The 16070-nt window shown below is 61.0% G+C and carries 16 protein-coding genes; 5 read left to right on the top strand and 11 right to left on the bottom strand.

Annotation, left to right across the window (positions count from 1 at the left end):
• Positions 1 to 62: 62 nt before the first annotated feature.
• The 7 genes from hflX to KGA88_RS20340 all read right to left on the bottom strand — a co-directional run bounded on the left by hflX (position 63) and on the right by KGA88_RS20340 (position 7998).
• Positions 63 to 1364 carry a ribosome rescue GTPase HflX gene (hflX, locus tag KGA88_RS20370; RefSeq protein WP_110658002.1) on the bottom strand — a complete coding sequence of 434 codons (1302 nt, stop codon included), beginning with the start codon at positions 1362 to 1364 and terminating at the stop codon, positions 63 to 65.
• A 12-nt stretch (positions 1365 to 1376) separates the two neighbouring features.
• On the bottom strand, positions 1377 to 1637 hold the full coding sequence (gene hfq / locus KGA88_RS20365; RefSeq protein ID WP_007902656.1) for an RNA chaperone Hfq: 261 nt from the start codon (positions 1635 to 1637) through the stop codon (positions 1377 to 1379).
• A 94-nt stretch (positions 1638 to 1731) separates the two neighbouring features.
• The gene (gene miaA / locus KGA88_RS20360; protein ID WP_223593915.1) at positions 1732 to 2703 is read right to left on the bottom strand and encodes a tRNA (adenosine(37)-N6)-dimethylallyltransferase MiaA; all 972 of its coding nucleotides are present in this window, start codon (positions 2701 to 2703) and stop codon (positions 1732 to 1734) included.
• Positions 2703 to 4613 carry a DNA mismatch repair endonuclease MutL gene (gene mutL, locus KGA88_RS20355; RefSeq protein ID WP_263296197.1) on the bottom strand — a complete coding sequence of 637 codons (1911 nt, stop codon included), beginning with the start codon at positions 4611 to 4613 and terminating at the stop codon, positions 2703 to 2705. The genes miaA and mutL overlap by 1 nt, the downstream gene beginning before the upstream one ends.
• Positions 4610 to 6040 (bottom strand): N-acetylmuramoyl-L-alanine amidase, encoded by a 1431-nt coding sequence (locus tag KGA88_RS20350; protein ID WP_411740861.1) that lies wholly within the window; start codon positions 6038 to 6040, stop codon positions 4610 to 4612. Before KGA88_RS20350 ends, mutL begins: the two co-directional genes overlap by 4 nt.
• Positions 6041 to 6511 carry a tRNA (adenosine(37)-N6)-threonylcarbamoyltransferase complex ATPase subunit type 1 TsaE gene (gene tsaE / locus KGA88_RS20345; protein ID WP_223593913.1) on the bottom strand — a complete coding sequence of 157 codons (471 nt, stop codon included), beginning with the start codon at positions 6509 to 6511 and terminating at the stop codon, positions 6041 to 6043.
• The gene (locus KGA88_RS20340; RefSeq protein WP_223593904.1) at positions 6499 to 7998 is read right to left on the bottom strand and encodes an NAD(P)H-hydrate dehydratase; all 1500 of its coding nucleotides are present in this window, start codon (positions 7996 to 7998) and stop codon (positions 6499 to 6501) included. Before KGA88_RS20340 ends, tsaE begins: the two co-directional genes overlap by 13 nt.
• Before the next feature lie 63 nt (positions 7999 to 8061).
• Here KGA88_RS20340 and queG point away from each other — a divergent pair, with 63 nt between their 5' ends.
• Complete coding sequence (queG, locus tag KGA88_RS20335) at positions 8062 to 9141, top strand: tRNA epoxyqueuosine(34) reductase QueG (RefSeq protein WP_223593902.1); 1080 nt, start codon at positions 8062 to 8064, stop codon at positions 9139 to 9141.
• On the opposite strand, the gene KGA88_RS20330 is transcribed toward queG, so the two are convergent.
• Positions 9123 to 9734 carry a trimeric intracellular cation channel family protein gene (locus KGA88_RS20330; RefSeq protein ID WP_090452809.1) on the bottom strand — a complete coding sequence of 204 codons (612 nt, stop codon included), beginning with the start codon at positions 9732 to 9734 and terminating at the stop codon, positions 9123 to 9125. The two genes, queG and KGA88_RS20330, sit on opposite strands and share 19 nt — an antisense overlap.
• A 208-nt stretch (positions 9735 to 9942) precedes the next feature.
• Positions 9943 to 10485 carry an oligoribonuclease gene (orn, locus tag KGA88_RS20325; RefSeq protein WP_110658016.1) on the bottom strand — a complete coding sequence of 181 codons (543 nt, stop codon included), beginning with the start codon at positions 10483 to 10485 and terminating at the stop codon, positions 9943 to 9945.
• A gap of 106 nt (positions 10486 to 10591) precedes the next feature.
• Between orn and rsgA the strand changes: the two genes are divergently transcribed.
• The 4 genes from rsgA to KGA88_RS20305 all read left to right on the top strand — a co-directional run bounded on the left by rsgA (position 10592) and on the right by KGA88_RS20305 (position 13684).
• A complete protein-coding gene (gene rsgA, locus KGA88_RS20320; RefSeq protein ID WP_110658018.1) occupies positions 10592 to 11623 on the top strand; it encodes a small ribosomal subunit biogenesis GTPase RsgA in 1032 nt (343 codons plus the stop codon).
• Positions 11624 to 11823: 200 nt separating this feature from the next.
• A complete protein-coding gene (locus KGA88_RS20315; protein WP_110658020.1) occupies positions 11824 to 12231 on the top strand; it encodes a TIR domain-containing protein in 408 nt (135 codons plus the stop codon).
• A 2-nt stretch (positions 12232 to 12233) separates the two neighbouring features.
• Positions 12234 to 13193, top strand: a complete 960-nt coding sequence (locus KGA88_RS20310; RefSeq protein ID WP_110658023.1) for a caspase domain-containing protein — start codon at positions 12234 to 12236, stop codon at positions 13191 to 13193.
• Entirely contained in the window at positions 13193 to 13684 is a 492-nt protein-coding gene (locus KGA88_RS20305; RefSeq protein WP_223593900.1) for a toll/interleukin-1 receptor domain-containing protein, read from the top strand. The genes KGA88_RS20310 and KGA88_RS20305 overlap by 1 nt, the downstream gene beginning before the upstream one ends.
• A gap of 200 nt (positions 13685 to 13884) precedes the next feature.
• Here the strand turns inward: KGA88_RS20305 and motB are convergent, their stop codons facing one another.
• Together motB and motA are read right to left on the bottom strand one after the other, a co-directional pair.
• Positions 13885 to 14913, bottom strand: coding sequence for a flagellar motor protein MotB (gene motB / locus KGA88_RS20300; RefSeq protein WP_110661191.1), 1029 nt, complete (start codon positions 14911 to 14913; stop codon positions 13885 to 13887).
• Positions 14914 to 15075: 162 nt separating this feature from the next.
• A complete protein-coding gene (gene motA / locus KGA88_RS20295) occupies positions 15076 to 15927 on the bottom strand; it encodes a flagellar motor stator protein MotA (RefSeq protein ID WP_008048039.1) in 852 nt (283 codons plus the stop codon).
• Positions 15928 to 16070: the final 143 nt, after the last annotated feature.

Below are 16070 nucleotides of genomic sequence, written 5' to 3'. Positions count from 1 at the left end.
ACGGCGCGCCGACCAATGCTACAGAATGCCTGTCACCACGGCACAACCGCTTTCCCAGGCTTTTATTGCAAAGTGTGTTGCTCGATGAATTCCATCGGCTGCAATCCCTCGCGGCTTACCAGTCGATTCAACTCGACCCGGGGCAAACGAACGGCCAGCAAACTGATGCCTTCTTCGTCGTGTTCTTCTTTCTGCACCGCACCGAGTTCGAAGAACTGCGCACGCAGTCGAGCGAATCGTTGCGGCAAGCGCAAGGTACCGACAAACAAATCACTGCCCAGCAACTCGGCAATGGCTTGTTCAAGCAATTCCAGACCACTGCCATCTCGCGCCGACAGCCAGACCCGTTGGGGCTTGCCGTTCTCGTCGCGCTGGATTTGTGGCTCAACGCCTTCAAGCAAATCGAGTTTGTTATAGACCTCGAGGATCGGCAAGTCCTGAGCACCAATCTCGCCAAGCACGACCATTACCTGCTCGATCTGCAACAGGCGATCGGGTTCGGCCGCGTCGATCACGTGCAACAACAGATCGGAGTTGCTCGACTCTTCGAGGGTAGACCGAAATGCTTCGACCAGCTTGTGCGGCAAGTGGCGAATGAAACCCACTGTGTCCGCCAGGACAATCGGCCCCAGATCGTCTATTTCCAGACGACGCAGGGTCGGGTCCAGCGTGGCAAACAATTGGTCAGCTGCGTAGACGTCGGATTTCGTCACGTTATTGAAGAGCGTGGATTTACCGGCGTTGGTGTACCCCACCAGGGACACGGTAGGAATATCCGCACGCGATCGGCCACGGCGCGACTGTTCGCGCTGGCTGCGCACCTTCTCCAGCCGCCCCTTGATCTGCCGCAGGCGAACCCGCAGCAAACGGCGGTCGGTTTCCAGCTGGGTTTCACCCGGACCACGCATACCGATACCACCACCCTGGCGCTCAAGGTGAGTCCAGCCACGAACCAGCCGGGTGCTCATGTGGTCAAGCTGGGCCAGTTCGACCTGGAGCTTGCCTTCATGGGTACGGGCGCGCTGGGCGAAAATATCGAGAATCAGACCGGTACGGTCGATCACGCGACACTCGAAAACACGTTCGAGGTTACGTTCCTGACTGGGCGTGAGGATGTGATTGAAAATCACCAGATCGGCCTGTTCGGCCTTGACCAGGTCGCGCAGTTCCTCGACCTTGCCACTGCCAATCAGGGTCTTGGCGGTTGGCCGATGACGCGGCACGTTAAAAAACGCGACGGTCTCGGCACCCGCCGAATTAGCCAATTCCTGAAACTCCTGCGGATCTTCGCGCGCCTCAGGGTCCTGTCCATCCAAGTGAACGAGGATGACTCGCTCACCACCACCGTGGCGCTCAAAGAACAAAGGAGACTCCTATCAGGCGTTACCTGGCTCAGCGTCACCTGCTTCGGATTCGGTTGCGCTAGGCAGACGAATTGGACGAACCGGCACCACTGTAGAGATAGCGTGTTTGTAGACCATCTGGCTTACGGTGTTTTTCAGCAGGATGACGAACTGGTCGAAAGACTCGATCGTGCCTTGCAGTTTGATACCGTTGACCAGGTAGATGGACACCCCAACTTTCTCTTTACGTAAAGTATTCAAGTAAGGGTCTTGTAGCGAATGCCCTTTTGACATGTGCCGCACTCCTTTAAGGATTCAATATAAAAAAATAGGTAATCAGATGGCTTTAGCCGCCACACCCCCAAGGATAGACGGCAATTGCAAGGACTCAGCTCAATATGGAGATGGTCCCAAGGTATTTCAAGGCGCGCGGCAGATTGTCGCAATCCAGACTGTCCAGCCAATGTAGATCAGTCCAACTGCGCAGCCAGGTGAACTGGCGTTTCGCCAATTGGCGCGTGGCAATGATTCCACGCTCCTGCATCTCGGCTGACGTCAGCTTGCCATCCAGGTAGTCCCAGACTTGGCGGTAGCCTACTGCACGTATAGACGGCAACCCGGCATGCAGGTCACTTCTCTTACGCAGGGCTACGACCTCGTCAATGAATCCCTGTTCCAACATTAAAGTGAATCTTTGTTTAATTCGCTCGTGCAGTACCTGGCGATTTGCCGGGGCAATAGCCAAGTTTGCAACAGTATAGGGCAATTGTTGCCGTCCCGAAGCGGCTGCTTCAGTACTTTGCACAGATTGTTTCAAACGCAGGGCAGTCATGCTTTGACCGCTGACACGATAAACTTCCAGCGCTCGACTCAGACGCTGCGGATCGTTCGGATGTATTCGCGCCGCAGACTCCGGATCAATCACCGCCAATTGCTCGTGCAAGGCTTGCCAGCCAAGGCGTGCAGCCTCTTCTTCGATTTGCGCGCGGACCTCGGGGTCGGCCGCCGGCATTTCTGCCAGGCCTTCAACCAAAGCCTTGTAATAGAGCATGGTACCGCCCACCAGCAGCGGAATTTTTCCGCGCGCAGTGATATCGGCCATGGCTTCCAGGGCATCGCGGCGAAAATCCGCAGCCGAATAGCTCTCGGCCGGGTCGAGAATATCGATCAGGCGATGCGGATATTGCGCCAGCAGCTCTTTGGAAGGCTTGGCGGTACCGATGTCCATGCCACGGTAGACCAGCGCCGAATCGACGCTGATCAACTCGCACGGCAGGACTTTGCTGAGTTCGATGGCCAGGTCGGTCTTGCCGGCGGCAGTCGGACCCATCAGGAAAATCGCAGGTGGGAACTGGCTCATCAACGACCGCGCAAAAACAGTTTGTCCAGATCGTCCAGGCCCAGTTGGGTCCAGGTCGGTCGGCCATGGTTGCATTGACCGCTGCGCTCGGTGTTTTCCATGTCACGCAGCAGACCGTTCATTTCCGGCAGGGCCAAGCGCCGATTCGCACGAACCGCGCCGTGGCAGGCCATGGTCCCGAGCAATTCGTTCAGGTGCGCCTGAATGCGGTCGCTGGTGCCGAACTCCATCAGGTCGGCCAGGACATCGGCGACCAGCCGGTTGGCTTCGGCCTGCTTGAGCAGTGCCGGGATCTGCCGGATCGCCAGGGTTTCCGGGCCCAGGCGCTGCAACTCAAAGCCCAGGCGCTGGAACCAGGCGACATGTTCCTCGGCGCAATCGGCTTCGCGCTGGCTGACGGCCAGGGATTCCGGCACCAACAGCGGCTGGCCGCTCAAGCCTTCGCTGGCCATGGCGACCTTCAGGCGTTCGTACATGATCCGTTCGTGGGCGGCATGCATGTCCACCAGCACCAGGCCCTGAGCGTTTTCCGAAAGAATGTAGATGCCCTTGAGTTGTGCCAGCGCATAACCCAGCGGCGGGATGTCGTCCTGCCCGGCGGGTAGCGCGACGGCATTGGCCTCGGGTAGCGGCGCAAAAAACTCGCGATAGGCGGCCTGCGCTTCGGCGACAGGAACGCCGGACTGCGGACGCGGCGTGTATTGATACTGATAACCCGCGCCAGCACCCGAACCCGCCGGCGCATTGAACGACGGCTGGGCCTGAGGCTGTTCCAGCAGCGCATTGGCGGCCAGGCGCATTTCGCCCTGCGGCCCGAATTCACCGGCTTCGAGGCCGGTTGGCCGGACAATGGCCGTGGCAACCGGCGCCGCCAGGTGATCGTCCGGCCGCACATCGCCCAAGGCGCGGTGCAAGGTGCCGTAGAGGAAATCGTGAACCATGCGCCCTTCACGGAAGCGCACTTCGTGCTTGGTCGGGTGCACGTTGACGTCAACGCCGGTCGGATCGACTTCGAAAAACAGCACGAAGGTCGGATGCCGTCCGTTGAACAGCACGTCGCGATAAGCCTGGCGTACCGCGTGGGCTACCAGCTTGTCGCGCACCGCACGGCCATTGACGAAGAAATACTGCAAATCTGCCTGGCTGCGGTTGAAGGTCGGCAGGCCGACCCAGCCCCATAGATGCAAGCCGTTGCGCTCGATTTCGATCGGCAGTGCCTGCTCCAGGAAACCCGGCCCGCAGATCGCCGCCACGCGCCGGGCACGGGCCGCATCATCATGGGCCTCGTGCAAGCTGAGGATGGTCTTGCCGTTATGGCGCAAGTGGAACGCCACATCGAAGCGCGCCAGGGCCAGGCGCCTGATCACTTCTTGCAGGTGATCGAATTCGGTTTTTTCGGTCTTGAGAAACTTGCGTCGCGCCGGCGTGTTGAAGAACAGGTCACGCACTTCAACCGAAGTGCCTACCGGGTGGGCCGCCGGCTGCACGCGGGGCGCCATGTCACGGCCTTCGGTCTCGACCTGCCAGGCCTGATCCGCGTCGCGGGTGCGGGAAGTGAGGGTCAGGCGCGCCACGGAACTGATCGATGCCAGGGCTTCACCGCGAAAGCCCAGGCTCATGACCTGTTCGAGGTCTTCGAGGTTGCGGATCTTGCTGGTGGCGTGACGGGCCAGCGCCAGCGGCAGGTCATCGGCGGAAATGCCGCTGCCATCGTCGCGCACCCGCAGCAGCTTGACGCCGCCCTGCTCCACATCGACGTCGATGCGCCTGGCGCCGGAGTCGAGGCTGTTTTCCAGCAGCTCCTTGATCACCGAAGCCGGGCGCTCGACCACTTCGCCCGCGGCAATCTGGTTCGCCAGTCGCGGGCTGAGCAGCTCGATTCGCGCGCCGTTGTTCACGACCTGATTCATTCTTTGGCCGCCAATTCAGTGCCCGGAATAGTCAGGTGCTGACCGATCTTGAGCTCATCGCTCGACAGGTTGTTGGCGCTGCGCAGGGTCGCGGGCGACACCTGATAGCGCACGGCGATCATCGCCAGGGTCTCGCCCGGGCTGACGCGGTGGTCACGTGGACCCTGCACAATCTTGCCGGAGTCGCGCAGCCAGGCAATGTAAGTGCCCGGCGGCGGGTTCTGCTGGAAGAACTGACGCACGCCGCTGCTGATCGAACGCGCCAGCGCCTGCTGGTGGCCCGACGCGGCAAGCTTCGAGGCTTCGTTGGCGTTGGAGATAAACCCGGTTTCCACCAGGATCGACGGAATATCCGGCGACTTCAGCACCATGAACCCGGCCTGTTCGACCCGCTGCTTGTGCAGAGGCGTCACCCGGCCAATGTTGCTCAGCACTTTCTGGCCAACGTTCAGGCTGGAGGTCAGGGATGCCGTCATCGACAGGTCAAGCAACACGCCGGCGAGCATGCGGTCCTTGTCATCGAGGCTGACGTTGCCGGCACCACCGATCAGGTCGGAACGGTTTTCGCTGTCGGCCAGCCAGCGGGCGGTCTCGGAAGTCGCGCCGCGATCAGACAGGGCAAATACCGAAGCACCGAAAGCGGCGGCGGAAGGCGCGGCGTCGGCGTGGATCGAGACGAACAGGTCGGCGCCTTTCTTGCGGGCGATTTCAGTACGGCCGCGCAACGGAATGAAGTAGTCGCCGGTACGGGTCAGTTCGGCGCGGAAGCCTTTCATGCCGCTGATCTGACGCTGCGTTTCGCGGGCGATCTGCAACACCACGTCTTTCTCACGCTGACCGCGAGAACCCGATGCTCCCGGGTCTTCGCCACCGTGGCCGGCATCGATCACCACCACGATATCGCGCTTGCCTGCCGGTGCTGGGGGCAACTTGATCGCAGGCTCTGTCGGTGTGACCGGCACAGCGGGCACCGTGGCGACCGACGGTGTCGGCGCTGGCGGAGGCGCGGCATCCGCGGCGTTATCGAACAGATCGACCACCAGGCGGTTGCCGTACTGGGCGTTCGGCGCCAGGGAAAAGCTTTTCGGCGTCACGGCCTTTTTCAGGTCGATGACCACCCGCAGGTCGGTCGGCGTGCGTTGAGCCGAGCGCATGGCGGTAATCGGGGTGTTCGAGGTGTTGACGTTGAGCGGCGCACCGAGGGTCGCGCCATTGATGTCGATGACCAGGCGATCCGGCGCCGTCAGGGTAAAGACGCTGTGCTGCACCGGGCCGGTCAGGTCAAACACCAGTCGTGTGTTGTCCGGTGCCCGCCACAGACGAACACTGTTGACCTTCGAGTCGGCCACAGCGTCGACGGTCACCGCCAAAAACAACACCCCTACGGCAGCCACCAACGCGCGAAAGCGCATACCTAACCCCATCATTTATTTGGATTCCAATGCCAAAGCGGCACACCAGGCCTCGCCACGCGAGCCCTGGGACAAAATTTTCAGCGAACGCCCGCTGTCTTGCGGGCTAATGGTAATGGTCAGGTCCGGCTTTGGCAAAAAGCCTGCACCTTTATCGGGCCATTCGATCAGACACAGGGCATCGTCTTCGAAGTAGTCGCGGATACCGAGGAACTCCAGTTCTTCCGGATCGACCAGACGGTACAAATCGAAATGGAAGGCCCGAACGTCGCCAATCTCGTAGGGTTCAACCAGGGTGAAAGTCGGGCTTTTTACGGCCCCGACATGCCCCAGGCCGCGGATGATGCCTCGGGACAACGTGGTTTTGCCCATCCCCAGGTTGCCCTCGAGGAAGATCAGGCCATGGCCCTGGGTGACTCCGGCAATGCGTGCGCCAAAGTCGCTCATGGCCTGCTCATTGGCCAGGTACAGGGTTACTTCAGACACGGTGCTTGCTCCTCCAACAACTGACGAATGGCTGGTATCAGATCACTGGCCGCCAGCCCACGGCCCGATTTTCCTTGTTGCTCACCGGCATTGGCATGCAACCAGACCGCCAGGCAGGCCGCATCGAATGCCTCCATGCCCTGGGCCAGCAATGCGCCGATCAAACCGGCCAGTACATCGCCCAGACCGGCAGTGGCCATGGCCGGATGCCCCTGATGACACAGCGCCAGACGCCCATCGGGATGGGCGACCAGACTCCCGGCGCCCTTGAGCACCACGACCGCTGTATATTTTTTGCTCAATGCGTGGGCCGCAGCGGGTCGATCAGCCTGAACCTGGGCCGGACTCATTCCGAGCAAACGCGCGGCCTCCCCCGGATGCGGCGTGATCACGCAATCCTTGGGCAAACTCACACGCTCCCCGGCCAACATATTCAGTGCATCGGCATCCCAGACTTGCGGTAGCGGTGCGTTGGCGGCAGCCGACAACAGGCTAGCCCCCCAGCCAGCCTGCCCCAGCCCCGGACCGACAACCAGCACAGAAACTTTTTGAAGCAAACCCATCAACTGATTGGCTGACGACGTGCCCAGCACCATCGCCTCGGGAATCCGCGCCAGCGCGGCGGGGACATGCTCGCTACGGGTCGCCACCGAGACCATGCCCGCGCCACTGCGCAGGGCGCTTTGCGCACTGAGCAGGATTGCACCCCCGAACCCGCGATCACCGCCGATCAGCAGCACGTGGCCGAATCGGCCTTTATGGGAAGCCGGGGCCCGGGCGGCCAGGCGCGGCAGATTGCCAGTTGTGAGACGACGGGCACTGGTCGGCGCACCCTCGAGCAGCTGCGGATCGGCGTGCAGGTCATTGAAAACCAGCTCACCCACGACATCCGCCGCATCACCGGTGAACAAGCCCAGTTTCAAGCCAATGAAGGTGACCGTCAGATCCGCTCGCACCGCGCAGCCGAAGAGGCGACCGGTATCGGCGCATAGCCCGGAGGGGATATCCACCGCCGCAACCGGCAGCCCGCTGGCATTGATCGCGGCGATTACACTGGCGTACGGCTCGCGCACATCACCGGTCAGGCCGGTACCCAGCAAGGTGTCCAACACAATGCCGCGCAATTCGGACTGGATACCCCAGGACTCGATGGAGACGTTTTCGGACATCGCCTCGGCATGGGCCAATGCCGCATCCCCTTGCAGGCGCTGCCGATCCCCCACCGCCAGCACCCGCACCGACCAACCGGCGCGCCGGGCCAACACGGCCACCAGGTATCCGTCTCCGGCATTGTTGCCATGACCGGCGAGTACACTCAGTTCGTTCGCTGCCGGCCATTGCCGCACCAGCGCCCGCCACGTCGCCCGCGCTGCGCGCTGCATCAATTCGAAGCCCGGTGTGCCGGCGGCGATCAGGCTCGCGTCGAGTGCTCGCACCTGCGCGGCGCTGTACAGCGCGTCGGGTAATTCATCTTTAGTGTGCGGCATGCGTCTTCGGGCTCCGATGTCTGGCAGAATTATACGCACCTCAGCTCCGGTTTCTCTCGCCTCATGCCCGCTATTACCACAGACCTGCCTGCCCTCGCCCAATCCATCAAGGATTGGGGCCGCGAGCTGGGCTTTCAGCAAGTCGGCATCAGCGGCCTCGACCTGGGCGAGCACGAGCAGCACCTGGAGCGCTGGCTCGCCGCCGGCTACCACGGCGAAATGGACTACATGGGCGCCCATGGCAGCAAACGCTCGCACCCGGACGAACTGGTGCCCGGCACTTTACGCGTGGTTTCGTTGCGCATGGACTACCTGGCGGGCGACACGCAAATGGCAAAAATGCTCGCCCAACCGGAAAAAGCCTACGTCTCGCGTTATGCCCTCGGTCGCGATTACCACAAGCTGATCCGCAAGCGCGTGCAACAACTTGCGGACAAGATTCAGGCACAAATCGGCCCGTTCGGCTTCCGTGCCTTTGTCGACAGTGCTCCGGTGCTGGAAAAAGCCATCGCCGAACAGGCCGGCCTGGGCTGGATCGGCAAAAACACTCTGGTTTTGAATCGCAAGGCAGGCAGCTATTTCTTCCTCGCCGAACTATTCGTTGATTTGCCACTGCCGGTGGACCCGCCCCACGCCACCGAACATTGCGGTCGTTGCAGTGCGTGCCTCGACATCTGCCCGACCAATGCCTTCGTCGGCCCCTATGTGCTGGATGCCCGACGCTGCATCTCCTACCTGACCATCGAGCTCAAGGGCGCGATCCCTGAAGACCTGCGGCCGCTGATCGGCAATCGGGTGTTCGGTTGCGATGACTGCCAGATCGTCTGCCCCTGGAACCGCTTCGCCCGGCCATCCGGAGAAGGCGACTTCAAGCCGCGGCACAATCTGGACAATGCCGGGCTGGCGGAACTGTTCATGTGGGATGAGGAGAAGTTCTTGAGCAGCACCGAAGGCTCGCCATTGCGCCGGACCGGTTACGAAAACTGGTTGCGCAACCTGGCGGTAGGGTTGGGGAACGCACCTTCAACGATCCCGGTGCTGGAGGCGCTGAAGGCGCGACGGGAGCACCCTTCGGAACTGGTACGTGAACATGTCGAGTGGGCATTGCGGCAGCATGCCGAACGTCAGGCTTCGTCGTTGTAGACGAACTTGGGCATTTCCCAATGAAAACGGATCGCCAGCAAGCGCAATAGAAAACCGCCAAACAAGGTGATCAGAATCGATTGTTCATCGGGTAATTGCAGATAGATGCAGAGCATGTAGCACCACGCCGCCGCAAACGACACGCTGGCATAGAGCTCACGCCGGAAGATCAGCGGAATATCGTTGCAGAAAATATCCCGCAGGATGCCGCCGAAGACGCCGGTGATCACGCCGCTGACAGAGGCCACCAGCATGCCATGGCCCATTTCCAGGGCGGTGATGCAGCCGATCAGGGTGAAAGCCACCAGGCCCATGGCGTCGAGCACTAGGAACAGTGAACGCAAATGCCGCATCCAGCGCGCCGTAAACACTGTGATCATCGCGGCAGCCGTGGTCAGCACCAGGTATTCCGGGTGTTTGACCCAGGTCAGCGGGTAGTGCCCGAGCAGCACATCGCGCACCGACCCGCCACCCAGCGCCGTGACGCAAGCGATCAGCACTACACCAAACCAGTCCATCCCGCGTCGGCCGGCAGAGAGGGCGCCGGTCATGGCTTCGGCGGTGATGGCGATCAGGTAGAGCATCAGCAGCATGGTGGCGGTCCTTGCAGAAAGGCGCGCAGTCTACTCAGTTCGCTGGAGCACCAAAAGAGGGCAGACACACCCCGTGGCGAGGGAGCTTGCTCCCGCTGGAGGGCGAAGCGCTCCCCTGCATTCTTTCAGTTACACCGCACTCACTGGTTTTACGACTGCTCCGCAGCCGAACGGGGGCAAGCCCCCTCGCCACAAAAGCCCGATAGCATCAGGCCTTGATGAAATGCTTGCGGTAGTGCTGCAACTCGGCGATGGACTCGCGGATGTCGTCCAGCGCCAGGTGGGTGCTGCCCTTCTTGAAGCTGTCACGCACGTCCGGGGCCCAGCGCGCAGCCAGCTCTTTGAGCGTGGATACGTCGAGGTTGCGGTAGTGGAAATAGCTTTCCAGGGATTTCATGTGGGTATAAAGGAAGCGACGGTCCTGGCAGATGCTGTTGCCGCAGATCGGTGACTTGCCCTTCGGCACCCACTTTTCCAGGAAGGCGATGGTTTGTGCTTCGGCTTCGGCCATGCTGATGCGGCTGTCGCGCACCCGCTGGGTCAGCCCGGAACCGCCGTGCTGACGGGTGTTCCACTCGTCCATGCCGGCAAGGATTTCGTCGCTGTGGTGGATGGCGATCACCGGGCCTTCGGCCAGGGTGTTCAGGTCACTGTCGGTGACGATGGTGGCCATTTCGATGATGACGTCGGTGTCCGGGTTCAGACCGGTCATTTCCAGGTCGATCCAGATCAGGTTCTGTGGGTTTTGCATGTTCGGCTCCTAGGCAATGCTGCGCAGTTTAGCCTAGGCCGGTAGCCGGGCGTGCTAAACTCGCGGCCGTTTTACCTAATCGCTGCATTCTTGATACGGAACACCCATGGCCAAACGCCAACTCAATCGTCGTCAAAACTGGCGCATCGAAAAGATTCAGGGCGAACGCGCTGCCCGCGCCGCCAAACGCGAGTCCTCGGCTGTCGAGGCACTCGAAGGTGGCGACCTGGGCCCGGAACAGCACGGCCTGGTGATCGCGCACTTCGGTGTGCAGGTCGAGGTCGAGGCCCGCGACGGCGAACTGGCCGGCCAGGTGTTCCGTTGCCACCTGCGCGCCAACCTGCCGGCGCTGGTGACCGGCGATCAGGTGGTCTGGCGTGCCGGCAACCAGGGCATCGGCGTGATCGTGGCGCAACTGCCGCGCAACACCGAGCTGTGCCGCCCGGACAGCCGCGGCCAGCTCAAGCCTGTTGCGGCCAACGTCGACATGATCGTCATCGTCTTCGCCCCGCTGCCCGAGCCTCATGCCAACCTGATCGACCGCTACCTGGTAGCCGCCGAGCATGCGGGCATCAAGCCGCTGTTGCTGCTGAACAAATTCGACCTGATCGACGAACACAACGCTCCTGCGCTGAATGCCTTGCTCGCCGTATACCGCACCCTCGGCTACCCGGTGCTGGAAGTGTCGGCACACCACGGCAACGGCATGGAGCAATTGCAGACGCAGCTGGACGGACGCATCAGCGTGTTCGTCGGCCAGTCCGGTGTCGGCAAGTCGTCGCTGGTCAACAGCCTGCTGCCAGATGTCGAAACCCGCGTCGGCCCGCTGTCCGAACTGTCCGGCCAGGGCACTCACACCACCACCACCGCGCGATTGTTCCACTTCCCCGGTGGCGGTGAGTTGATCGACTCCCCGGGTATCCGCGAATTCGGTCTGGGCCACGTCAGCCGAGCCGACGTCGAAGCCGGCTTCATCGAGTTCAACGACCTGCTTGGAACCTGCCGCTTCCGCGACTGCAAGCATGACCGCGAACCCGGTTGCGCCCTGCTCAAGGCCCTCGAAGACGGCCGCGTGCAGCAGCAACGGATGAACAGCTACCGCTCGATCATCGCCAGCCTGCCGGAAAACGGCTACTAAACAGGCGTGCCGACCGCTCCGCTTCCAGCGGGGCTGGCCGGCACCGGATCTTCCCCCCGCTTTAAACATCAGACCTTTCTGTAAGACACCCGCACGGGCGCTTGTAGGGCATTTCTCTTTAAGCCACATCCCCTTGTAGCCGCCCGCCAATAGCCTAGTTTCAGACCCTCTTCGCACTCCAGCGACTCCGAGGGACACCCATGCAAACCTACCATCTGTTCATCAGCCACTCGTGGAACTACTCCGACGCCCACGACAATCTCGTGCGCTTGCTCAACGCCAAGCCGGGTTTTACGTACAAGAATTTTTCGGTACCGCCAGAAAACCCGATTGTTGGCGCGAAAACCGACAAACAACTTGAGGAGGCCATCGAAAACAAGATCCGCCCGTGTTCGGCGGTATTGATCATGGCCGGCATGTATTCCACCTACAGCAAGTGGATCAACAAGGAAATCGAGATCGCCAAGCGCATGGGCAAGGTGATCATCGCGATCAAGCCGTTCGGTGCCGAGCGCATCTCCACGGTGGTGCGTGATGCGGCGCATGCCGAGTGTGCGTGGAACACCAACAGCATCATCAGCGCGATTCGCCAGCATACGGCGGTGTAACCATGCGCAAGGGACTGTTTATCGGCATCAACGACTACACCCACGTTTCGCGCCTGAGCGGTTGCAGCAATGACGCCATGGCCATGGCCTCGGTGCTGAAGACCGACGCCAATGGCGATCCGAACTTCAAGAACATCGTACTGACTTCCGCCGAGGACTACCTGAGCCGGGAAAAGCTCGAAGACCAGATCCGCGAGCTGTTTTCCGGGGACTGCAATGTCGCGCTGCTGTATTTCGCTGGCCACGGCAGCTTCGACACCGATACCGACGAAGGCATGTTGATACCGCAGGACTACAAGAGCGCCAAGGACGGGATTCGCCTCAGCGACATCCTCAACTGGGCGAGCAAAGCCACCAAGATCAAAAACAAGGTGATCATTCTCGATTGTTGCCAGAGCGGCTCGGCCGGCGAACTGCGCGCTTTGCGCAGTGAAGGCAGCGTGGTCGGCGAAGGCATGACCATCCTGACCGCCTGCAAAAAGGAAGAACCGGCGATGGAGGGCGCGCAGCACGGTGTGTTCACCGGATTGCTGCTCCAGGCCCTGCACGGCGGAGCGGCGAACATCCTGGGCAAGATCACCCCCGGCAGCCTTTATTCTTTTGTCGACAATGCCCTGGATGCCTGGGAACAGCGCCCGGTGTTCAAGACCAATGTCTCGCAGTTCATTTCCCTGCGCGAGGTTTCGCCGCTGATCCCCAAGGAGATCCTGCGCAAACTCCCCGAATGGTTTGCCGAAGCCGAGTCGGTGTACCCCCTCGCCCCCAGCTTTGAACCCACCGAACCCGAGTTCAACCCGGAACAGGGCGAGGTGTTCGCCCAGTTGCAAAAGTGCAATCGCCACAGCCTGGTCGAACCGGTGGACGCCGAACACATGTACTACGCCGCCATCCACGCCACCGGCTGCCGCCTCACCGCCCTCGGCGCCTATTACCGCGAACTCGCGATCAAGGGACATTTCTGATGTCAGTGTTTATCAGCTACCGCCACATGGACCGCGCCTACGCGGTCAAAATCAACGCGCGCCTGATCCAGGCCAACATCAAGACCTACCTCGACGTACTGGATGCCGAATCCCAGACCACCGACGACATCACCGGCGTGATCACCCGCAACATCAGCGAATGCACGCACCTGCTGGCGGTGGTGTCGGAGAAAACCGCGCTGTCCTGGTGGGTGCCGTTCGAAATCGGCGAGGCGACCATCACCAACCGACGCATCTGCTCGTTCAAGACCGGCCCCACCGAGCTACCGCTGTACCTGGACAAGTGGCCGAAGCTGACCAACGACCGGGACATCGAGTTCTTTATCGATGCCTATCGCAACGAAGCGACACAAAAGCGTGCGATGGGACTGCAATCGGTGACCGGTAGCGAGTCGGCGCGCAGCGTTAACAAATCCAATGCGGATCGCTTTCACGCTGACCTCAAGTCCCGAATCATCCGGGGCTTCTGACGACGCTCCACTCCCCGCTCTCTTGCCCAGAACCTGTAGGAGCCGGCTTGCCGGCGATGGATTCAAGCTCGCCGAGTGATTCCAGACAGTACGCGTAATCGTTAACGACCATCGCCAGCAAGCTGGCTCCCACAGGAGACATACCCCTACCAGTGAAACCCGCACAAAAAAGCCGACATCGCTGTCGGCTTTTTTGTCGGTCACTGCTTGGGCGGTTCAGCCGGTTTCGGTGCCGGATCATCGAACAGGTTCAGACGCTCGCGCAGTTCGTGGGCCGGCAGCGGTTCCTTGTCCGCCGGCAACGCGTTCGGGTCGACCGGTACAGCCGGTGTGGCTTGCGGAGCAGCCGAACCTTGCGGTGCATCAGGAGCAGGCTCCGCGCCTTGTGAACCTTCGATCGCACGCTGGGCTTTCTTGGTCAGCACGACGATGTCGATACGGCGGTTCACCGGGTTGAACGGATGCTCGCGGTCAAACAGGGCCGACGAGGCATAACCAACCACGCGCGCCACCTGCGCTTCCGGATAACTGCCCGCCACCAGCGCACGCCGTGCGGCGTTGGCACGGTTGGCCGAGAGCTCCCAGTTGCCGAAATCACCGGAGCCGGTGTACGGCTTGGCATCGGTGTGGCCGCTGATGCTGATCTTGTTCGGCACCGCCTTGATGGTGTCGGCCATGGCCAACAGGATGTCTTCGAAATACGGTTTCAGACGGGCCGAACCCGAGTCGAACATCGGCCGGTTTTCCGCGTCCATGATCTGGATACGCAGGCCGTCCGGGGTGATTTCGAACAGGATCTGGTCCTTGAACTTCTGCAGCTGCGGGTTCTCGTCAACCTTGTTCTGCAGTTCTTGCAGCAACAGTTCGAGGCGCTCCTTTTCAACCTGCTCGGCCATGCCTTCGACCTGATCGGTATCGACGGTGACCTTGTCCGGCTGTGGCTGGGACTTGACCTCAGGGTTGAGAGTGTTTTCCGGCGCGAGGGTCGGCGTGCCGCCCAGATCGATGATGTACGGCGTGCCGCTTTCGGAAAAGCCGATCGGGTCCTTGAAGTAACCGGCGATGGCGATCTTCTGTTCCGGCGTGGCGGTGGACAGCAGCCACAACACCAGGAAGAACGCCATCATCGCCGTGGCGAAGTCGGCGAAGGCGATTTTCCATGCGCCCCCGTGATGCCCACCGGCAATGCGCTTGACGCGCTTGATAATAATCGGCTGATTATTTTCCATGGAGAGTGCTCTGTTTCACAAATATTGTTCCTTTTTGACGGTGCCTGTTGTCGCCATACGGCGTTGCCGCTCCTCGCCATAGCGGGCTATGACTCGTCGCGGCGCCTTGTCTGGCAACAACAGTCACTCGCCAAAAAAGGAACGTATTTGCGAAACAGAGCACTATCGACCACGAACCGCTTGTTCCAGCTCGGCGAAGCTTGGACGGTGCGCCGGGTACAGGACCTTGCGCCCGAACTCCACGGCCAGCGATGGCGGCATGCCGGAAGCCGACGCCACCAGCGAAGCCTTGATGGCTTCGTAGACGTTCAGCTCTTCCTTGGCATCGTGGGCCAGGGAATGGGCCAGCGGGCCAAAGAAGCCGTAGGCGGCGAGAATACCGAAGAAGGTACCGACCAGCGCCGCACCCACGTGCAGGCCGATGGACTTCTGGTCCCCCTCACCCAGCGAAGCCATGGTCACCACGATACCCAGTACCGCCGCGACGATACCGAAACCGGGCATGGCGTCGGCGATACCGTTCACCGCGTGGGACGGATGCTCCAGGTCTTCCTTGAGGCTGAACAGCTCCATGTCGAACAGGCCTTCCAACTCGTGCGGGGCCATGTTGCCGGAAGACATGATGCGCAGGTAATCGCAGATGAACGCGGTCATGCGCTCGTCCTTGAGGACCGTCGGGTACTTGGCGAAGATCGGGCTCGCGGCGGCATCTTCGATGTCGCCTTCGATGGCCATCATGCCTTCGCGGCGGCTCTTGTTGAGGATCTCGTAGATCAGGCCCAGCACTTCCAGGTAGAAGCCATGGTTGAAACGCGAACTGAACATGCTCAGGGACTTCTTGAGCACGTGCATCGTCATGTAGCCGGGGTTGGCCTGCAGGAATGCGCCGAGGGCAGCACCGCCGATGATCATGACCTCGAAAGGCTGGATCAGGGCGGCAATCTTGCCGTGGGAAAGCACGTATCCGCCGAGCACGCTCGCGAATACGACGATGATGCCGATAATTTTAGCCATAGGTTAGGAGAGCACTTACTGAGTCGGGTTCAAGGTCATATTCGGAAGTTAAAAAATCTCTTCTTCTACTTATCGGCAAAACTGCGCCAGACTATAGCCAGTTCAGGCGAAAAGCTAATTTGACCCCATCCGGGCACAGGTAA

It is taken from the genome of Pseudomonas sp. A-R-19 (assembly GCF_019956575.1).
GTDB lineage: Bacteria > Pseudomonadota > Gammaproteobacteria > Pseudomonadales > Pseudomonadaceae > Aquipseudomonas.
This window is presented reverse-complemented; position numbering and strand designations above follow the sequence as displayed.

What these genes read in the sequence shown, in the direction of transcription:
- queG (WP_223593902.1), top strand. Translation starts at nt 8,062, where the DNA reads ATGCCCGCTATTACCACAGACCTGCCTGCCCTCGCCCAATCCATCAAG.
- KGA88_RS20350 (WP_411740861.1), bottom strand. Translation starts at nt 6,040, where the DNA reads ATGATGGGGTTAGGTATGCGCTTTCGCGCGTTGGTGGCTGCCGTAGGG.
- KGA88_RS20310 (WP_110658023.1), top strand. Translation starts at nt 12,234, where the DNA reads ATGCGCAAGGGACTGTTTATCGGCATCAACGACTACACCCACGTTTCG.
- KGA88_RS20330 (WP_090452809.1), bottom strand. Translation starts at nt 9,734, where the DNA reads ATGCTGCTGATGCTCTACCTGATCGCCATCACCGCCGAAGCCATGACC.
- KGA88_RS20340 (WP_223593904.1), bottom strand. Translation starts at nt 7,998, where the DNA reads ATGCCGCACACTAAAGATGAATTACCCGACGCGCTGTACAGCGCCGCG.
- orn (WP_110658016.1), bottom strand. Translation starts at nt 10,485, where the DNA reads ATGCAAAACCCACAGAACCTGATCTGGATCGACCTGGAAATGACCGGT.
- KGA88_RS20305 (WP_223593900.1), top strand. Translation starts at nt 13,193, where the DNA reads ATGTCAGTGTTTATCAGCTACCGCCACATGGACCGCGCCTACGCGGTC.
- motB (WP_110661191.1), bottom strand. Translation starts at nt 14,913, where the DNA reads ATGGAAAATAATCAGCCGATTATTATCAAGCGCGTCAAGCGCATTGCC.
- rsgA (WP_110658018.1), top strand. Translation starts at nt 10,592, where the DNA reads ATGGCCAAACGCCAACTCAATCGTCGTCAAAACTGGCGCATCGAAAAG.
- motA (WP_008048039.1), bottom strand. Translation starts at nt 15,927, where the DNA reads ATGGCTAAAATTATCGGCATCATCGTCGTATTCGCGAGCGTGCTCGGC.
- hfq (WP_007902656.1), bottom strand. Translation starts at nt 1,637, where the DNA reads ATGTCAAAAGGGCATTCGCTACAAGACCCTTACTTGAATACTTTACGT.
- mutL (WP_263296197.1), bottom strand. Translation starts at nt 4,613, where the DNA reads ATGAATCAGGTCGTGAACAACGGCGCGCGAATCGAGCTGCTCAGCCCG.
- KGA88_RS20315 (WP_110658020.1), top strand. Translation starts at nt 11,824, where the DNA reads ATGCAAACCTACCATCTGTTCATCAGCCACTCGTGGAACTACTCCGAC.
- miaA (WP_223593915.1), bottom strand. Translation starts at nt 2,703, where the DNA reads ATGAGCCAGTTCCCACCTGCGATTTTCCTGATGGGTCCGACTGCCGCC.